Annotated in this window: 13 protein-coding genes; 8 read left to right on the forward strand and 5 right to left on the reverse strand. The window is 44.0% G+C overall.

Annotated features, from left to right (window positions below; all coding sequences use genetic code 11):
* The first annotated feature begins 129 nt into the window (after positions 1 to 129).
* Entirely contained in the window at positions 130 to 951 is an 822-nt protein-coding gene (proC, locus tag C5749_RS10595; RefSeq protein WP_105725857.1) for a pyrroline-5-carboxylate reductase, read from the forward strand.
* The gene (gene proB, locus C5749_RS10600; protein ID WP_105725859.1) at positions 944 to 1,720 is read left to right on the forward strand and encodes a glutamate 5-kinase; all 777 of its coding nucleotides are present in this window, start codon (positions 944 to 946) and stop codon (positions 1,718 to 1,720) included. Before proC ends, proB begins: the two co-directional genes overlap by 8 nt.
* A gap of 63 nt (positions 1,721 to 1,783) precedes the next feature.
* Here the strand turns inward: proB and xseB are convergent, their stop codons facing one another.
* Positions 1,784 to 2,035: an exodeoxyribonuclease VII small subunit gene (xseB, locus tag C5749_RS10605; RefSeq protein ID WP_105725860.1), complete on the reverse strand. Its 252-nt coding sequence runs from the start codon at positions 2,033 to 2,035 to the stop codon at positions 1,784 to 1,786.
* Positions 2,036 to 2,052: 17 nt separating this feature from the next.
* Positions 2,053 to 3,303 (reverse strand): exodeoxyribonuclease VII large subunit, encoded by a 1,251-nt coding sequence (xseA, locus tag C5749_RS10610; RefSeq protein WP_105725862.1) that lies wholly within the window; start codon positions 3,301 to 3,303, stop codon positions 2,053 to 2,055.
* A 203-nt stretch (positions 3,304 to 3,506) separates the two neighbouring features.
* On the opposite strand from xseA, the gene C5749_RS10615 reads away from it, so the two are divergent.
* From C5749_RS10615 to C5749_RS10635, 5 genes are all read left to right on the forward strand, one after another.
* On the forward strand, positions 3,507 to 5,225 hold the full coding sequence (locus tag C5749_RS10615; protein WP_105725864.1) for a serine hydrolase domain-containing protein: 1,719 nt from the start codon (positions 3,507 to 3,509) through the stop codon (positions 5,223 to 5,225).
* Between the two features lie 50 nt (positions 5,226 to 5,275).
* Entirely contained in the window at positions 5,276 to 5,800 is a 525-nt protein-coding gene (locus C5749_RS10620) for an RNA polymerase sigma-70 factor (RefSeq protein ID WP_105725866.1), read from the forward strand.
* 176 nt (positions 5,801 to 5,976) lie between these two features.
* Positions 5,977 to 7,065, forward strand: coding sequence for a FecR family protein (locus C5749_RS10625; RefSeq protein ID WP_105725868.1), 1,089 nt, complete (start codon positions 5,977 to 5,979; stop codon positions 7,063 to 7,065).
* 9 nt (positions 7,066 to 7,074) lie between these two features.
* On the forward strand, positions 7,075 to 10,116 hold the full coding sequence (locus C5749_RS10630) for a SusC/RagA family TonB-linked outer membrane protein (protein WP_105725870.1): 3,042 nt from the start codon (positions 7,075 to 7,077) through the stop codon (positions 10,114 to 10,116).
* A 41-nt stretch (positions 10,117 to 10,157) separates the two neighbouring features.
* Positions 10,158 to 11,813, forward strand: coding sequence for a RagB/SusD family nutrient uptake outer membrane protein (locus tag C5749_RS10635; protein ID WP_219847963.1), 1,656 nt, complete (start codon positions 10,158 to 10,160; stop codon positions 11,811 to 11,813).
* Between the two features lie 139 nt (positions 11,814 to 11,952).
* Here the strand turns inward: C5749_RS10635 and C5749_RS10640 are convergent, their stop codons facing one another.
* Both C5749_RS10640 and C5749_RS10645 read right to left on the reverse strand, forming a co-directional pair.
* A complete protein-coding gene (locus tag C5749_RS10640; protein ID WP_105725872.1) occupies positions 11,953 to 12,579 on the reverse strand; it encodes a hypothetical protein in 627 nt (208 codons plus the stop codon).
* Positions 12,579 to 13,085, reverse strand: coding sequence for an RNA polymerase sigma factor (locus C5749_RS10645; RefSeq protein ID WP_105725874.1), 507 nt, complete (start codon positions 13,083 to 13,085; stop codon positions 12,579 to 12,581). The genes C5749_RS10640 and C5749_RS10645 overlap by 1 nt, the downstream gene beginning before the upstream one ends.
* 91 nt (positions 13,086 to 13,176) lie before the next feature.
* Between C5749_RS10645 and radA the strand changes: the two genes are divergently transcribed.
* Positions 13,177 to 14,562, forward strand: a complete 1,386-nt coding sequence (radA, locus tag C5749_RS10650; protein ID WP_105725876.1) for a DNA repair protein RadA — start codon at positions 13,177 to 13,179, stop codon at positions 14,560 to 14,562.
* Between the two features lie 49 nt (positions 14,563 to 14,611).
* On the opposite strand, the gene C5749_RS10655 is transcribed toward radA, so the two are convergent.
* Positions 14,612 to 15,988 carry an arylsulfatase gene (locus C5749_RS10655; protein WP_245893714.1) on the reverse strand — a complete coding sequence of 459 codons (1,377 nt, stop codon included), beginning with the start codon at positions 15,986 to 15,988 and terminating at the stop codon, positions 14,612 to 14,614.
* Positions 15,989 to 16,070: the final 82 nt, after the last annotated feature.

Raw genomic sequence — 16,070 nt, forward strand, 5'->3', positions numbered from 1 at the left:
CCTACTTAACAGCGCTTTGTACAGTTTATTTTAAAGAATATATCTGCTGATTTTGCATCATCTTAATTTTCAGCACGTTCCTTGTGGGGTTATTAGCGAACTAATGTTATCTATTAAAAAAATAATTAAATGAAGATTCTAGTAATTGGCGCCGGAAACATGGGGCTAACGTATGCTCAAGGGATGGCCCAATCAGACTTATTGAAAGAAAAAGATTTGATGATTTTAGACAATTCGGCAGAAAAAATTGCCGAATTACGGGCGGAAGGCACGTTCGATGTCTACGAGAGACTAGCAGATTGTTTGCCGAAAGCAGACATCGTATTTATTGCTGTGAAACCTTACCACAGTGACGAAGTTTTTGAAGCAATTAAAGAGCACAAAAAACCGGACCAAATTTTCGTGTCTATTATGGCGGGTGTTACGATAAAGACCATGCAGGAAGCTATGGGCATAAAGAAGGTAGTCCGTGCAATGCCTAATCTTGCTGCGCAGGTAGGACATGGATTCACGTCCTTTGTAGGCTCTAAAGAAGTTTCACGATTGGAGTTATTGACCGTGGAAAAGTTGATTGATACCACAGGACGGTCTATTAAGCTTGCCAACGAAATGGAAATTGATAAATCCACAGGGATATCCGGTTCAGGACCGGCTTATGTATTCTATTTTATGGAATCGATGATGGAGGCTGCTGTAAAAATGGGCTTTTGTGAGAAAGATGCACGTTTGATGGTTGCACAGACATTCCAAGGAGCCGTTGAGTTGTTCAACAGTTCAGACATAAATCCTACTGCATGGATGGATAGGGTCGCATCCAAAGGCGGTACAACTCGTGCAGCGCTGGATTCCATGGAAGAAAATAATGTCAAAGAATTAATTAAAGATGCAGCTTATGCCGCGTTCGACCGGGCCGTACAGCTGGGGAAGGAGAATAATAAACAACATGCATAAGTATAAAAAGAGAATTGTCGTTAAGATAGGGACAAGTGTCATGACCAATCGGGACAATCGTATTATGCAACCGGCGCTGAATAAATTGGTTGATCAAGTAGCGGAATTATACGAAGAAGATATTATGACGGTATTGGTCTCATCCGGTTCGGTAAATGCCGGCCGGGAGATTTTAGGCGATAGCGTGATAGAAGATAAATCCCAGCGCAGACAGGTTTATTCGGCTATAGGCCAACCTCGGCTAATGCGACATTACTATACGCTTTTTCAGAATTACGGTATGCGATGTGCGCAGGTATTAGCCACTAAACGCGATTTTAATCCGGGGGAACACCGTACTAATATGATTAATTGCTATGAGGGATTGATGGCAGAAGGCGTTATCCCAATAGCAAACGAGGATGATGCCGTATCCGTATCACATTCTATGTTTTCGGACAATGATGAGCTGGCCAGTCTAATTGCGGAATTAATCCATGCTGATATGCTCATCATATTAACCGATATTGACGGATTTTATACAGGGCATCCGGCAGATGAAGGTTCGGAACTCATCAGCGAAATCAAGGTTGATCAACAAGTAGAGCAATATGTCGCTAAGACAAATAAAGGAGAGACTTCCGGTCGTGGTGGAATGAAATCCAAACTTAAAGTTGCGAAGAATACAGCAGCCAAAGGTATACCAACATATATTGCCAACGGCAAGAAAGATCGCGTTATCTTAGATATCATAGCGGGCAAGCCTGTCGGAACTAAAGTCACGGTATAAATTTATTATCCATTAAACATAGCCCAACACTAGGACACCTCATTGGGCTATGTTTTAATCTGTTTATTCCTCTTCATGACTCCCCGTGACTTCTTGGCCGGTGCTGTCTACTGTGGTTTCTGCCAGTTTCGCCAACAATTTTTCTACTTCCTCTTCAGAGGACGTCAGCTTGGCCTTACAAATGGCTATTAATTGGGATGCTCGACGTATCTTTTCTGTAAGCTCGTCAACATTAGTTTGTCCAGATTCAATTTCCGAGACAATTAATTGAAGCTCTTCGAATGCATCGTTATAGGTGTATGTATTTTCCGTCATATTGCTGGGACATAATTTTATCTCGTTACTTTACTGCGCACTGTTCCTTCGTATAGGGTGGTTTCGATTTCGTCGCCCGCTTTCACAGCAGTATCTTGTGTAATGGCATGACCGTTAATTTTAGTAATACTGAATCCTTTTTTTAACAGTTGCTTTGGATCTGCTAATTGCATTAACCGCTGTATGTTGTTAATGGCTGTCTGCCGGTCTTTCAGCAATTGCATACTAAAAAGTTGTAAATGGTTCATTAATGTCGTCAATTTGTGCTGTTGGGTAGTAAGTACAGTTTTAGCGTTCCAGGATAAGGATTGACTGAATTGCGTTAACAAACGCTCTTCCTGTTCAAATAGCCTTTTCGAAGCTTGTATAATACGGTTTTGCACTTCATCAACCGGAATAGCAAATTGATGAAATTTTTGTATCAAGAAATCGGCTAGTTCACTAGGAGTAATGGCGTTTTGGTGCGCAACCATTTCACTTACTGTCTCATTGGTGGAATGGCCGATACCCGTAATAACTGGAATCGGAAAAATAGCGATAGCCTTGGCCAGTTGATAGTTGTTGTATGAGGAAAGGCCCACGTCTCCTCCGCCACCACGAATAATTGCTACGGTATCAAATTCCTCGGTTTTCTCGGCAATGTTTGCCAATTGTCTAATAATAGATGGAACGGATTTGTCACCCTGCAATAGTGCGGGGAACAATGTGTATTCAAATTTGTACTTCCATGGGTTGCGATCAATGATTTTAAAAAAATCGGACAGCCCTTTGCTTGTTTCCACGGAGATGATGGCAAGACGTTTGGGCAGGCGAGGAAAACGTAAATTTCTATTTGCACTGAATATGCCCTCTGTCTGAAGCTTCCGGATACTTTCTCGTTTCTCCCTTTCCAATTCGCCCAACACAAATGTAGGATCTATGTCTACGATTTTAAGGCTAAATCCATATAATGGGTCGTAAGAAATGGCTGCTTGGAATAAAATGGTGATGCCATCCCGTAATGGTTCATTTAACAGCGAACGAAACTGATCGTTGATACGGTGATAATCAGCTTTCCAAAGTATAGAACGCATTTCTGCTACCACCTTACCCTCTCTTTTCTCGACCAGTTCTGGATAACAGTGGCCCGAATGGCTGTAATGGTTTAACTTGTTCATCTCGGCCTTGATCCAATATAGACTTTTGTATCGTTCCGCGATGGTTTTTTGAATACTACGGGATACCTCCAAAAGAGAAAAAATAGTCTTATTGTCTATTACTTCAGGCATAAATCAAATATAGAATTTTTTGGTTCTTTTTTACCTCAGAAAAGAACCAAAAAATCGTCGCTGCGGATATTTAAAATAAGGGATAGTGCTAAGGAATGTTTCTACATGACTCAAATATCCGGAGGCGACCTTTAATGTAAATGAGGGGAAGGTACAAATCTTGCGTATATTTTTATACATTTATGGTTTAAATCAGTAATGAAATGAAAAGTCTACTAACTTATTTTTGCTTATTACTATTATTATATACGTCGCGTAGTGTCGCTCAATATAAACAGCCCGTTGTTAATAAAGTGACTATGATCCAAAATGCGGGAGGGTTAGTGCCTCTCAAACGTTTGGATAGACATCGTATAGCGGTAGTTACGGCTTTTCCAAATAAATATGCTCACTTTGTGAACATGGTAGAACGTTATGCTGATGTAAAAAGCTTTGATTTTAACCAATATGAAGAGCACACGAAATATCACAATACCATCATTGTAGTCGGTACGCGAGAAGATCTTCGAAACGACTTATTATTGATGGTTCAGCAATCGATGGTGCACAAAAAGCAGATTATTGTCGTGCGGTTTGAAAATAGGAAAACAACTTCCAGCTGGTCGCCTGATCGTTTGCAAGGTAAGTTTTCGGAATTGGTTTACCCCGAATTTAATAAGGAAGCGCAGCAGTATGCCGCAATGTCGATTTTCGGTGGGCTAGCCATTACGCAAGGGCAGAATAAAACCGAACAGACTCGCTTACAGTATGCTACGGAAAGTTCCTGCGGATTGGATCTTGAAAATATGACGAAAAAGATTGACGCCATTGCCACGGAGGCTATTCGGAAGCGTGCGACACCAGGGCTAGTCGTTATGGCGGTGAAAAATGGGCAAGTTATTTTCGATAAAGCGTATGGTACACATACCTATCACGGAAACGTAACGACGAAAACTTCGGATATATTCGATCTCGCGTCCGTCAGTAAAATAGCAGGAACGACTCCGGTGGTGATGCATTTACAGGAGCGGGATATCATTAGTCTAGACAGCACACTGGGGTGCTATCTGGGACAGGCTCAAGAAACCAATAAAAAGAATATTCCACTTCGCAGCGTGCTGTTGCATGAAGCAGGGTTTACGCCTTTTATCCCATTTTATCGAAATCTGAAACCGGGGGATTTAGTTTATGAACCAGATACAGCTCATCAAGTACGTGTGGCGGATAGAGCCTACCTCCGGAACAACTATTACAGAGATGTCATGTGGCCGCAAATGATGGAATCTCCCGTAAAACCTGCTGGTAACTATGTATATAGCGATATCAGTATGTACGTGATGAAAGAAATTGCGGAACGTATGACGTCTAAGCCCATGGAGGACTACGTACAGGAGCTGCTTTATCAGCCTATAGGCATGAAAACCGCAGGCTACAATCCGCGTCAGCGGTTTGCAAAGGGCCGGATCGTACCAACGCAGCACGATACCGTTTTTCGAAAAGAGCTATTGCAAGGATATGTACACGATGAGGGAGCGGCAATGGCCGGTGGTGTGGCTGGGCATGCGGGGCTTTTTGGTACAGCAAATGATCTGGCTATCTACGGTCAATTATTGTTAAATAGAGGTGAATATGGGGGAATTCGGTATTTTAGACCGGAGACGATCGATTTATTCACCTCTAGGCAGTCGTCAAGTAGCAGACGTGGGCTAGGGTTTGATCGTACAGATCCGGATAAGAAAAAAGAATACCCATCCCGGTTGGCAAATGCGTCCGTGTTTGGGCATACCGGTTATACCGGAACCTGTGTCTGGATCGATCCAAAAAATCAGCTGGTATATATTTTCTTGTCCAATAGGGTTCATCCTCAGGTCTCAACAAGACTACTGGATTTAAATATAAGAAGCCGAATACAGGATGTTATTTATGAATTCATAAAAATGTAACATCAGATTAACCATGTGCTACTTGTAAACCGACTAAATTTGTGCACTTTATGGAGCATATCAAGGCAATAAAAAAGGACGATCAACACGCGTTCCAGCATGTTTTTAACCGTTATCATCCGCAGATTTACGGCTTTATATTGCAACGTACGAAGTCGGCATATGTGGCTGAAGAGGTTACCCAGCTCACCTTTATCAAACTGTGGAAGCAACGTGGGATACTCAGCGAGAAGCTGGGTATCGATGTGCAATTGTTTGGTATGGCCCGGCAGGTGATGATTGACGTGCTACGGAAAGAAGCTACCCGCTTTAAATATGAAGGAGAGTCCGCTGAAACACCCCTTACCGACAGTCTGGTCGAAGCGATAGAAAGCAAAGATCTGTTGCAGATTATGGAAAAGGACATTGAGAATATGCCTAAAATGAGACGGCTGGTCTTTGAGTTAAGCCGCAAACAGGGCTTATCCCACAGAGAAATTGCCCATATGTTTTCCATTTCGCCCAAAGCTGTTGAATACCATATCAGTAAAGCCCTTTTGCAGTTAAAACAGCATCTCTACTCGGTGATGTTGTAATTGTGAAAAGTATTTGTCTGTTTATCAAGAAGAATCGCGATTATCTCGCGGGAGCGCTGTCTTCATGGGGCTGCCATGCCTCATTTGATCGAACTAATCCAATAAGAATTACGGTTGCCATTATTAAATAATTATTAAGTCACTAGGGATACCTCTTCGGGCGACGTAATACTAATATGAAGTTCGGAAGAAAACGAGGTGGTAAAGGCCGCATGTCTGAAGCAAAGCAACAGGCACGTAGAAAAATCTGGGAAGATCCTACGATTATCGAAGACATCTTTAAGGATGCCGAATGGCAGCAATATGATGGTACGACACGTGATCATGTGCCGTCTCGAAAAATGGCACAGCACATCGATGAAGAGATATTACGTGAAAATGCAAGAATCCTAAAACGGGAACACCATCTTCGGCGTTCCAATCGAATAGTACAGGTAGGTATCGCGGCGGCTCTACTGCTGTTTATCTCGTTTCATTTCTGGGAAGCATCCCTTCCATCTGACAAATCGGTTTTGGTATTCCGGGATACCACATCACAGCCAGAGTGGGTAGTCATTACTAACGAGTCTATACGCGTGGACACCATTCGGCTACCTGACCGTTCTACCGTACACTTATATGAGAAGAGCAGTATCCGATATTTATCCGATTTTTCGGAAGCGACACGTGAAATACACCTGGATGGCAAAGCTTTTTTTGATGTAGAAAATGATGCAAAAAGGCCGTTTAGCGTATTTGCGGGAGAAACAAAAACTACAGCGCTCGGTACTTCCTTTACTATCGATACGTATGTCGAAAATCGACATACCAGCGTAGCGCTTCATACGGGAAAGGTTCTGGTAGCTTCCACGGCCGGTATACCGGCTTTTGAAAGTGTGTTATTGGATCGTAAAGGTGCTAATCTCTTATTTGACGCCGACATGCGAGTTGTTCAACACCGCAAAGGTGACGCGTCAGAATTTGAAAAATCAACGCAGATTAAAGCGGTGGCAACGAATAAAAACCTGCTGCAATTAGACAACATCCCATTGCAGGATGTGTTTGTGATGTTACAAGAAGTTTATCAAACGACCATACGGATCCGAGATAATAACATCAACGATATCCTTTATACGGGCGTTATTGATCCGCAACGCGAAGCTATCAACGATGTCTTAACCGTCATTTGCCTAATTAACGATCTCCGGTTTGAAGAAAAACCTGATGGTTCTTATAACGTTTACCGGCAGAATCAAGAAAATCATACGCATAAAATTAATCCATAATAAAAAACCATGTTTAACACGTATCAATTGAGAAAAAAAAGCGTGCTTTGCTTTGCGCTGCTCTTGGCTGGTTTAGCTTCGGCACAAGCACAGCAAGAGCAAGTAAAGGGCGCGACCCAGGACCAATCCGGCGAATTTCTTTCTGGAGTAAGTATCAAAGCTGTTCACGGAACATCCGGAAAAAGTTTCACTACCAGCTCCTCTGACAGGGGATTGTTCAGCTTCAACGGTTTGCCCGAAGGCGGCCCCTATCAGTTTATTTTCAGTTATGTCGGCTTCCAGCCCGATACACTTTCTGGCTATAGAATTCAAGCAGGGCAACCACTGGCTTTGAGCGTAAAGCTGCAGCCCATAAGCACCGCATTGGAAGAAGTGGTTATCGGATACGGTCGCGTTTCGAGAAAAGATGTAACCAGTTCCATCACCACGGTGAAGGCAGAAGATATGAATGTGGGCGTGTTTACCTCGCCCGCGCAGATGTTACAAGGGAAAGTTCCAGGTCTGACGATTTCCACGAACAATAGTAATCCGAATGCGGGCCCAGCAGTGAGCTTGCGTGGGGCATCTACTTTGCGCTCCGGTGCAGCGATGGAGCCTTATTATGTCATCGACGGCGTGCCGGGAGCATCGCTCAACTTGATTGCCCCGGATGATATTGAATCGATTGATGTGCTTCGTGACGCTTCAGCAACAGCGATATACGGATCTAAAGCGGCCAACGGGGTGATTATAGTGACCACAAAAAGTGGCCGAACAGGGCAGTCCGATATTTCCTACAACGGCTACGTCGCGATGGATAAGGTGGCTAATCATTATGACATGATGAACGGCGATCAGTACCGTAAATTGATCGCGGATAATGCCGAGTTCTCGATGCAGCCCACGGATGATACCGGTGCAGATACGGATTGGCAGCGGGCAGTAGAACGTACCGGAAATTCAAACAATCATAATATTTCTATTGTAGGTGGAACAGAAAAAACGCAATACCACGCCAGTCTGAACACCATTCAAAATAATGGGGTCATCAAGGGTACCGATATGGGACGTCAGATCGGACGAGGCTTTTTACAGACGAAGGCTTTAGACGACCGTTTGACAGCTTCTTTTAATATCAACGCGAGTATGACCAAACGGAACGATGTATTGGCTTGGGGGGAAGGCTTGAGTGTATATGATGCGATGTATTACTACTTGCCGGTGTCGCCTATACGTAACGCTGATGGGTCGTGGTTTGAAGTTCCAGACCGCTCGCAGTATGCTAACCCCGTTTCCTTGATCGAAGAGGCGCAGAATGTAAGAAAATCAAAGGTCTTGCAAGCGCATGCAAAAGTGGGGTATCAGATTTTACCAAGCTTGACCTACAACATCGATTTGTCACTACAAAATACGCAATACAATAATGCGGAATATTTTTCCAGTTTATCCATGGCGGCTCGTAATCAAAATGGGCGTGCACTGCGCTCTTCCTCAGAGGATGAACGCCGCGTGATGGAGATGAATCTGAGTTATGACAAAACCTTCAACGGTTTGCATAAGTTCTCCGCTTTGGCGGGTTATTCTTGGGAAGAGAATAATAATGGTGATGGTTTTCAGTTGGTTACAAACGATTACTATAACGATGACCTGGGCTACTACAACCCAAGTATGGCGAATGTAATCGATCGTTTGGCGACAGGCGGACATTTTCTGTCTACTTTGCGGATGATTTCCGTATACGGTCGGGTGAACTACGGATACGATAATAAGTATTTGATTCAGGCTACCGTTCGCCGCGATGGTTCCTCCGCTTTCGGAGAAAACCACCGTTGGGCAACGTTCCCGTCAGTATCTGCTGCGTGGCGCCTGTCGGAGGAGAATTTTCTGAGCGGATCAACCGTAGTGAACGATCTGAAACTGCGTGCAGGTTTTGGTGTCAGCGGAAACTCGTTGGGCTTTGATGCGTTCATCGCGCAACCGGTATACGGCACTACTTCTTCATTTTTCGACTATATAACTGCCGATGGTTCTGTACGGGAGTTACGTACCTTGACGGCGCTACGAAACGCCAATCCAGACCTGAAGTGGGAAACAACAGCCATGTTGAACCTCGGTGTAGATTTCGCCCTGCTGAATAGCCGTTTGTCCGGTTCCGTAGAAGTTTATGAAAAGAAAACAACCGATTTGATTTACGACTATGCGGTGAGTACTGCCCGTTATCGTCACGCCATGTTAACCGCTAATGTGGGCGAAATCAAGAATCGGGGTATAGAGTTTACCTTGGATGCCAAGGCGATAGCTCAGCCTGATTTTGGATGGAATACCGGCATTGTTTTATCACATAATAAGAATGAGGTGGTCAGCATCTCCAAGGGAGAATTTACGCGTGATTTTATTGAATTATCGGATCTCGGTGGAGCCGGACAGACGAATATCTTCCAGCAACGCTTGACACCGGGTGCTCCAATCGGGCAGTTCTACACTTGGGAGTGGGCCGGATATAATGACGAAGGCGTCTCCGTGTTCTACGTGCGCGATGCCGAAACCGGTGAACGTACGGGCGAGACAACCGACACGCCGGAACGTAAAGATCAGGCTGTAACCGGAAGTCCGCAACCGAAACTTGTCATGGGCTGGAACAATAGCTTCCGTTATAAGGATTTCTCCTTGAATATGATGTTCCAAGGTGCATTCGGACAAAAAATAATGAACGGTACTCGCGCACGACATTCCAATATCGTGGGCAACGCCGGCGAGAAAAATGTATTAGCAAGCGTGCTCGATACAGAACTGATGACAGACAGAAACGCACATTACTTATCGGATCGTTATTTGGAGAACGGAAGCTTTATGCGCTTGGCCTATATTACTTTGGGCTATAAGGTGCCGGTTCGAAACCTTCCGATCAAAAACCTAAAGGTTTACGCTACCGTGAATAATGCATTTGTGATTACCAACTACTCGGGAAATGACCCGGAAGTAGGTTTAGGTGGGCTGACGCCGGGTATTGATAACCGGCAGACTTACCCACGTACACGAACACTCATGTTTGGACTGAACTTTAATTTGTAATCCGAGAAGGATTTATACTGAATTAGCAAAAAAATAAAGAGATGAACGCAAAAATAGTAAAACGATTTTTTTCGATGTCTGCACTAAGCTTGGCGCTGGTATCGTGCACGGATCTGGATGTAGATATTAAGTCGCAGCTTACGGAATTTCCGGATTCTGAGCGCGCCGCCGAGGCCATTATGGCCGACGTGTATGCCGCGTATCGCGGTGCCTTAGGACGCGATCACTGGATGGCGCAAACACTTTCGGGAGATGAAGCGGTGAGCGTATCTATGGGAACCGACTGGTTTGACGGAGGCCGTTATCGGGAGTTTCATGTGCATAACTGGACAGCCGACAATGGCTTGCTACCCGGCATGTGGAATTCAGCAATCACCGGCATTACGCTGGCAAACAATGCGATTGCTTTGCTGAACGAAACAAACCCGGACTTAACCGCGCCGGCTCGTGCGATCCGCGCTTATTACTACTTTGTCCTAATGGATAATTTTGGTGATGTACCGCTGCTCACGGAGCCGGTAGATGAGGTGCCGCAGCGGACAAACCGAGCTGGAATTGCGGAATTTATTGAACAGGAGCTGTTGGAAGTTAAGGACGAGTTGCCGAACCAAGTGACCCCAGCGACGTATGGAAAGGCTACCAAGTATATGGCAGAGGCTTTACTTGCTAAACTCTACTTGAACTGGGCAGTGTATACATCCGGAGATGTCAGCAGCTATACACCCGCAGCTAGCAATGAGAAACTGGATCAGGTGGTTGCCATGTGCGACGAAATCATTAATTCCGGTCAATTTAATGTGGATAGCCATCGCTTTCTGGAGAAATTTCGTCCCGATAACGGCGCGCATATTCGGGACTTCATTTTTGCGATGCCTTATGATCGCGAACGGCAACACGGGATGACTTACACGCGTTTCTGGATTCACCGTAGTGCTCAGAACCAGTTTGGGCCACTTCCGCAGAGTGTGGGAGGAACGTTTCGCGCACTACCGAGCTACTTGGATAAGTTTAATTTAGAAGGCGATGAGCGCAATGCGTCTTATATTGGTGGCTTGCAGTATTATTGGTCTAACTATACCGAAGATCTCGATCGCCCTTTCTTAATCCGCACATCTAAACGAGGTATTGATCAGGACTATGATGGCCCTGATGCAGACGATCAGTTTGACTGGCAACTAGAAACCGTGCGCGAGATTGAGTTGCGCCCGGGTGGCGAGGCTACTTTGAACGTAGGTAACGATCTTAAAGGGCGCTCCATGGGCTATCGATCGATTAAATTCTACATGGACGTAGCTGTAACGTCGGCGAATGCGCGTAACCAAAGTAATGATGTGCCGATTTTTCGTTATGCTGATGTGCTTTTAATGAAAGCAGAAGCCATCCTTCGTGGAGCAGCAGCAACCAACGGTGATTCTCCGCAATCGCTTATTAACCAAATCCGGACTTATGTTAATGCACCAGAATTGACAACAGCACCTACGTTAAGCGAATTGTTGGATGAGCGTGCCCGTGAGTTTTCTGACGAATCTTGGCGTCGTAACGATCTGATCCGTTTTGGCAAGTTTGAAGATGATTGGGGCTTCAAATCGCTATATCCTGCCGGTTACTCCGAGCGCTTCCGTCGTATATTTCCGGTGCCGACAACCGTTCTTGATGTGAACACACACTGGACACAGAATCCCGGTTATCCGAATTAAGGGATATAGGAAAAGAAGGGATTTTATGAAAAGCACCTTGGGCACAGCCCGAGGTGCTGAACTTTCGACTGTTTCTTTGTGGGTTTAGCACTTAAAAATAACTACGATTTACATTTTATCGTTTCGAGGGGAGATAATTTTAGAAAACCTCCGCCGTCTTTTTTTCGACGCGAATTAACTCTTCATAGTTCTTGTCTAACTTATTGATCAGTCTGCGATACAGAATTTGATAATAAAGTTTCATTAGGTAAAGAACGATAAATATAATCGGGGTAGTGACAATAACGACGATAAAGGTCACCAAGATTCCTTCGCCAATCGACTTATCGACAAAAACTGTGATGATATGTTTTAGCCCCCGTAACGTCATGTAAATCACGAAAGTGTAGATATGGAACTTAATATAATAATCCACATATCGACGTGCCTTTAATATTGTTTTTAGAAGCGTCTTTGTATCAGCAGTGTTTGTTATTTTTCTGTAGTTTCTAAAGAAATTGTAAATAAAGAAAAGAATGATTGCTTTAAAGGCTATGCCAAAAATCAGTTCTAATAAGGACTCGAGGGATGACGTAGGCTCTTGGTCTATAGGCAGGAAAAAGCCCAGTAATACGCCGACGGACAACTCGATAACGCTAATGATAAAAATCCATTTTATTATGGTGGAAGACCGCCGGTATAGCATATGTTTTATTTCGTCTTTGTTTATTTTTAAGAAGTTGCCGTCGTTATTCCAATGTTGTTTCAATAAATCTAATCCGTGCATTATAACCCTCCTTTTTGATTTAAAATATTTTTTAATTTTGCTTTTATACGATTCATTTTTACACGGGCATTTCCTTCGGTAATTCCCAGTGTAATCGCTATCTCCTGATAACCTTTATCTTCTAGATACATATATACGATCGCTTTTTCGATATCATTGAGACGTCTGACAGATATATAGAGATGTTTCAACCGTTCCTCATACTGCGGATCATATTCCTCATAACGTATATAGTGTAAAGAACAGTCCCACTCTACGGTGGATATGGTTTTCTTTCTGTTTCGGTATAAAGAGATTGCCGTGTTTAAGCAAACGCGATAAGCCCATGTCGAAAATTTTGAATCACCTGTGAACTTAGGATAGGATCGCCACAATTGAATCACCATTTCTTGAAATAGGTCTTTGTGTGCTTCCTTGTCATCGGTATAAAGCGAACAGATTTTATGGAGGATATTTTGATTTTCCTCTAGGAGATTGACGAAGCTTGATTCCAAATGTTTGGTCATGATACCCTATATGTCGAAGATAACGAGAAGATGTTACAAAATGGAGAATTTATTTTGGCAAAAGTTTTTTTGTTTTTCTTAATTTCGTTCAATGGCTAAAGCAAAATCAACATATTTCTGTCAGCAGTGTGGATACGAATCAGCCAAGTGGCTAGGGCAGTGCCCATCGTGTAAACAGTGGAATACCTTTGTCGAAGAGGTGGTAGAAAAGGGGAGTTCTAAAGTTCCCGAATGGCGTAGTACGTCCACACCAACCACATCACGACGATCGAATAAAGCCGCGATTATCAACGAAATCGTTTATCAGGACGAACAGCGATTAGCTACTCCCGACACCGAATTTAACCGGGTGCTTGGCGGAGGGATTGTGCCAGGCTCGCTCGTGTTGATCGGTGGCGAACCTGGAATCGGAAAATCGACGCTGATGTTGCAATTAGCGCTGGGTATACCGAAAGTAAAAACGCTTTATATCTCAGGAGAAGAAAGCGAACAACAAATTAAAATGCGTGCGGAAAGGCTGTCACAGAGCTCAAAAGCAAATTGCTACATCTTGACAGAAACTTCTACCCAGCAGATATTTAAGCAAATAGAAACTGTGCAACCTGATATCGTTGTCATTGACTCTATACAGACTTTACATTCGTCACAGATCGAATCGGCTCCAGGCTCGGTTTCCCAGGTACGTGAATGCACGGCGGAACTCCTGCGTTTTGCAAAAGAGACAAGTACACCAGTATTTATCGTAGGCCATATTACCAAAGACGGCTCTATTGCGGGACCCAAAGTATTAGAACATATGGTCGATACGGTGTTGCAGTTTGAAGGTGATCGCAACCATGTGTATCGAATCCTGCGCGCCGTTAAGAATCGTTTTGGTTCGTCGTCCGAGTTAGGGATATATGAGATGCAGGGCTCGGGGCTCCGGGAAGTTTCCAACCCTTCTGAAATCATGATTTCACAGCGAGATGAACCGGTAAGCGGGGTTGCCATCGCTGCTATGTTAGAAGGGGTGCGTCCATTGATGATTGAAGTACAAGCTTTGGTAAGCAATTCGGCCTTTGGAACGCCACAACGAACCTCTACAGGATTCGATACGAAACGTCTAAGTATGCTATTGGCTGTTTTGGAAAAGCGTTTTGGTTTCCGGCTCAGCGCACAGGATGTCTTCTTAAATATTGCTGGCGGATTGCGTGTAGAAGACCCTGCTATCGATTTGGCGGTTATTGCGGCATTAATATCCTCTCAACAGGATATCCCATTGCCGTCGCAGGTTACATTTGCGGGAGAAGTAGGGCTGTCCGGCGAAATTCGAGCTGTAAATCGTATCGAACAACGGATAACAGAGGCTGAAAAGTTGGGATTTGACGGCATTTTTATTTCAAAATATAACACAAAAGGGCTAGATGCTAAGAAGTACGATATTGCTATTCGCCCGTTAGCAACATTAGAGAATTTATTTAGCGCTTTGTTTGGTTAAAAAATGAATAACTGCCATTTACCTTTCATGAAGATAAACGACAGTTATTTTATTGCTTTATCAAAGGAAAAATAGGACTCTCCCGATGGGCCTTATCGATATATTTTCCGAGTTTTTTGGCTATTTTGCCATGCTTGCGGATGATATTATCGCTCTCTGTCGGATCGTCTTTCAAGTTGTATAGTTCTTCGATGATTTGATTGCTATCTTTAACGTTGAGCCTTATCAATTTCCAGTCGCCCGAGCGAACAGCTTGTCTTCCTCCGTCTTCATGGAACTCCCAGTATAAATACCGATGTTTATGTTGTTTTCCTTTCCCAGTGAGAGTCGGTAATATCGAAATCCCGTCTGTGAAATCGGGTATTGAAACGCGAGAGACCTCCGCAAGCGTCGGCAATACATCCCAAAAAGCAGCGAGAAGTGACGTCGTACTTGCAGGGCTTATATTGCCTGGCCAAACCGCTAACATAGGAACTTTAATGCCACCTTCGTAGAGATCGCGTTTGTAGCCTTTTAATCCGATAGAGCTGTTAAAAAATCGAGGATCAGCTCCGCCTTCCCGATGCGCGCCGTTATCACTGGTGAAGATAATCAAGGTGTTCTCGGATAGTCCCAATTGTTCCAGTTTGTCGACGATTTCACCGACGTAGTTGTCTAACCGACTAACCATTGCTGCAAATGTAGCACGAGGTTTCTCGACCGAAGCATAGCCGGGAACCGAGGCATTTGGCCCATAATCATTTCCCTTATGTGCCGTCTCCGGAAAGCTAGCGTTATATTGTTGATAGAATTCATCGTTAGGTCCTGCCAATTCTGCGTGCGGAAGTACAGTAGGCACAAAAAGGAAGAAAGGTTCGTGCTGGTTTTCCTCAATAAAAGCTAGTGTTTTTTGCTGGATGAGCTCAGGTGCATAGTGTATTTTTTGTTGCAAATTATTGCCTTCCAACACGATCTTTTTATTATTATGCCATAAGTGGGTGGGGTAGTAGCGATGGGATTGACGTTGGCAATTGTAGCCGTAAAACTCATCGAACCCTTTTTTTAGTGGATCTCCTGATGTGCCGACCATACCCAATCCCCATTTACCAAATGCACCTGTTGTGTAACCGACTTTTTTCAGCAATGTGGCAACCGTTGTGATACTATCGGCCAGCGGTTCCTGTCCTTCCGGCTGGATTTCTTTGTTTCCGCGAATGTAGGTATGCCCCGTATGTTGTCCCGTCATCAATGCGGAACGAGAAGGTGCACATACGGAGGTGCCCGAGTAGAAATTTTCAAATCGTATACCGCGGCTGGCGAGTTTGTCGAGGTTAGGTGTTTTAATTTTTTCCTGTCCGTAAGAACCGATGTCGCCGATACCCAGATCGTCGGCTAGAATAAAGACGATATTTGGTTTCCGTTGTTGTGCCGTGGAAGATATCATCATACAGCTTAATAATAGAACAATTAACGAAACGGTTTGTAAATTCATATGATCGAAATTATTAAACGCGAAACAAAAAATTGAA

Source organism: Sphingobacterium gobiense (genome assembly GCF_002980575.1).
In the GTDB taxonomy this organism is placed as follows: Bacteria; Bacteroidota; Bacteroidia; order Sphingobacteriales; family Sphingobacteriaceae; genus Sphingobacterium; species Sphingobacterium gobiense.

Bases quoted from the DNA above. Each gene is read 5' to 3' on its own strand.
- proC (WP_105725857.1), top strand. From the start codon at position 130: ATGAAGATTCTAGTAATTGGCGCCGGAAACATGGGGCTAACGTATGCT.
- proB (WP_105725859.1), top strand. From the start codon at position 944: ATGCATAAGTATAAAAAGAGAATTGTCGTTAAGATAGGGACAAGTGTC.
- xseB (WP_105725860.1), bottom strand. From the start codon at position 2,035: ATGACGGAAAATACATACACCTATAACGATGCATTCGAAGAGCTTCAA.
- xseA (WP_105725862.1), bottom strand. From the start codon at position 3,303: ATGCCTGAAGTAATAGACAATAAGACTATTTTTTCTCTTTTGGAGGTA.
- C5749_RS10615 (WP_105725864.1), top strand. From the start codon at position 3,507: ATGAAAAGTCTACTAACTTATTTTTGCTTATTACTATTATTATATACG.
- C5749_RS10620 (WP_105725866.1), top strand. From the start codon at position 5,276: ATGGAGCATATCAAGGCAATAAAAAAGGACGATCAACACGCGTTCCAG.
- C5749_RS10625 (WP_105725868.1), top strand. From the start codon at position 5,977: ATGAAGTTCGGAAGAAAACGAGGTGGTAAAGGCCGCATGTCTGAAGCA.
- C5749_RS10630 (WP_105725870.1), top strand. From the start codon at position 7,075: ATGTTTAACACGTATCAATTGAGAAAAAAAAGCGTGCTTTGCTTTGCG.
- C5749_RS10635 (WP_219847963.1), top strand. From the start codon at position 10,158: ATGAACGCAAAAATAGTAAAACGATTTTTTTCGATGTCTGCACTAAGC.
- C5749_RS10640 (WP_105725872.1), bottom strand. From the start codon at position 12,579: ATGCACGGATTAGATTTATTGAAACAACATTGGAATAACGACGGCAAC.
- C5749_RS10645 (WP_105725874.1), bottom strand. From the start codon at position 13,085: ATGACCAAACATTTGGAATCAAGCTTCGTCAATCTCCTAGAGGAAAAT.
- radA (WP_105725876.1), top strand. From the start codon at position 13,177: ATGGCTAAAGCAAAATCAACATATTTCTGTCAGCAGTGTGGATACGAA.
- C5749_RS10655 (WP_245893714.1), bottom strand. From the start codon at position 15,988: ATGATGATATCTTCCACGGCACAACAACGGAAACCAAATATCGTCTTT.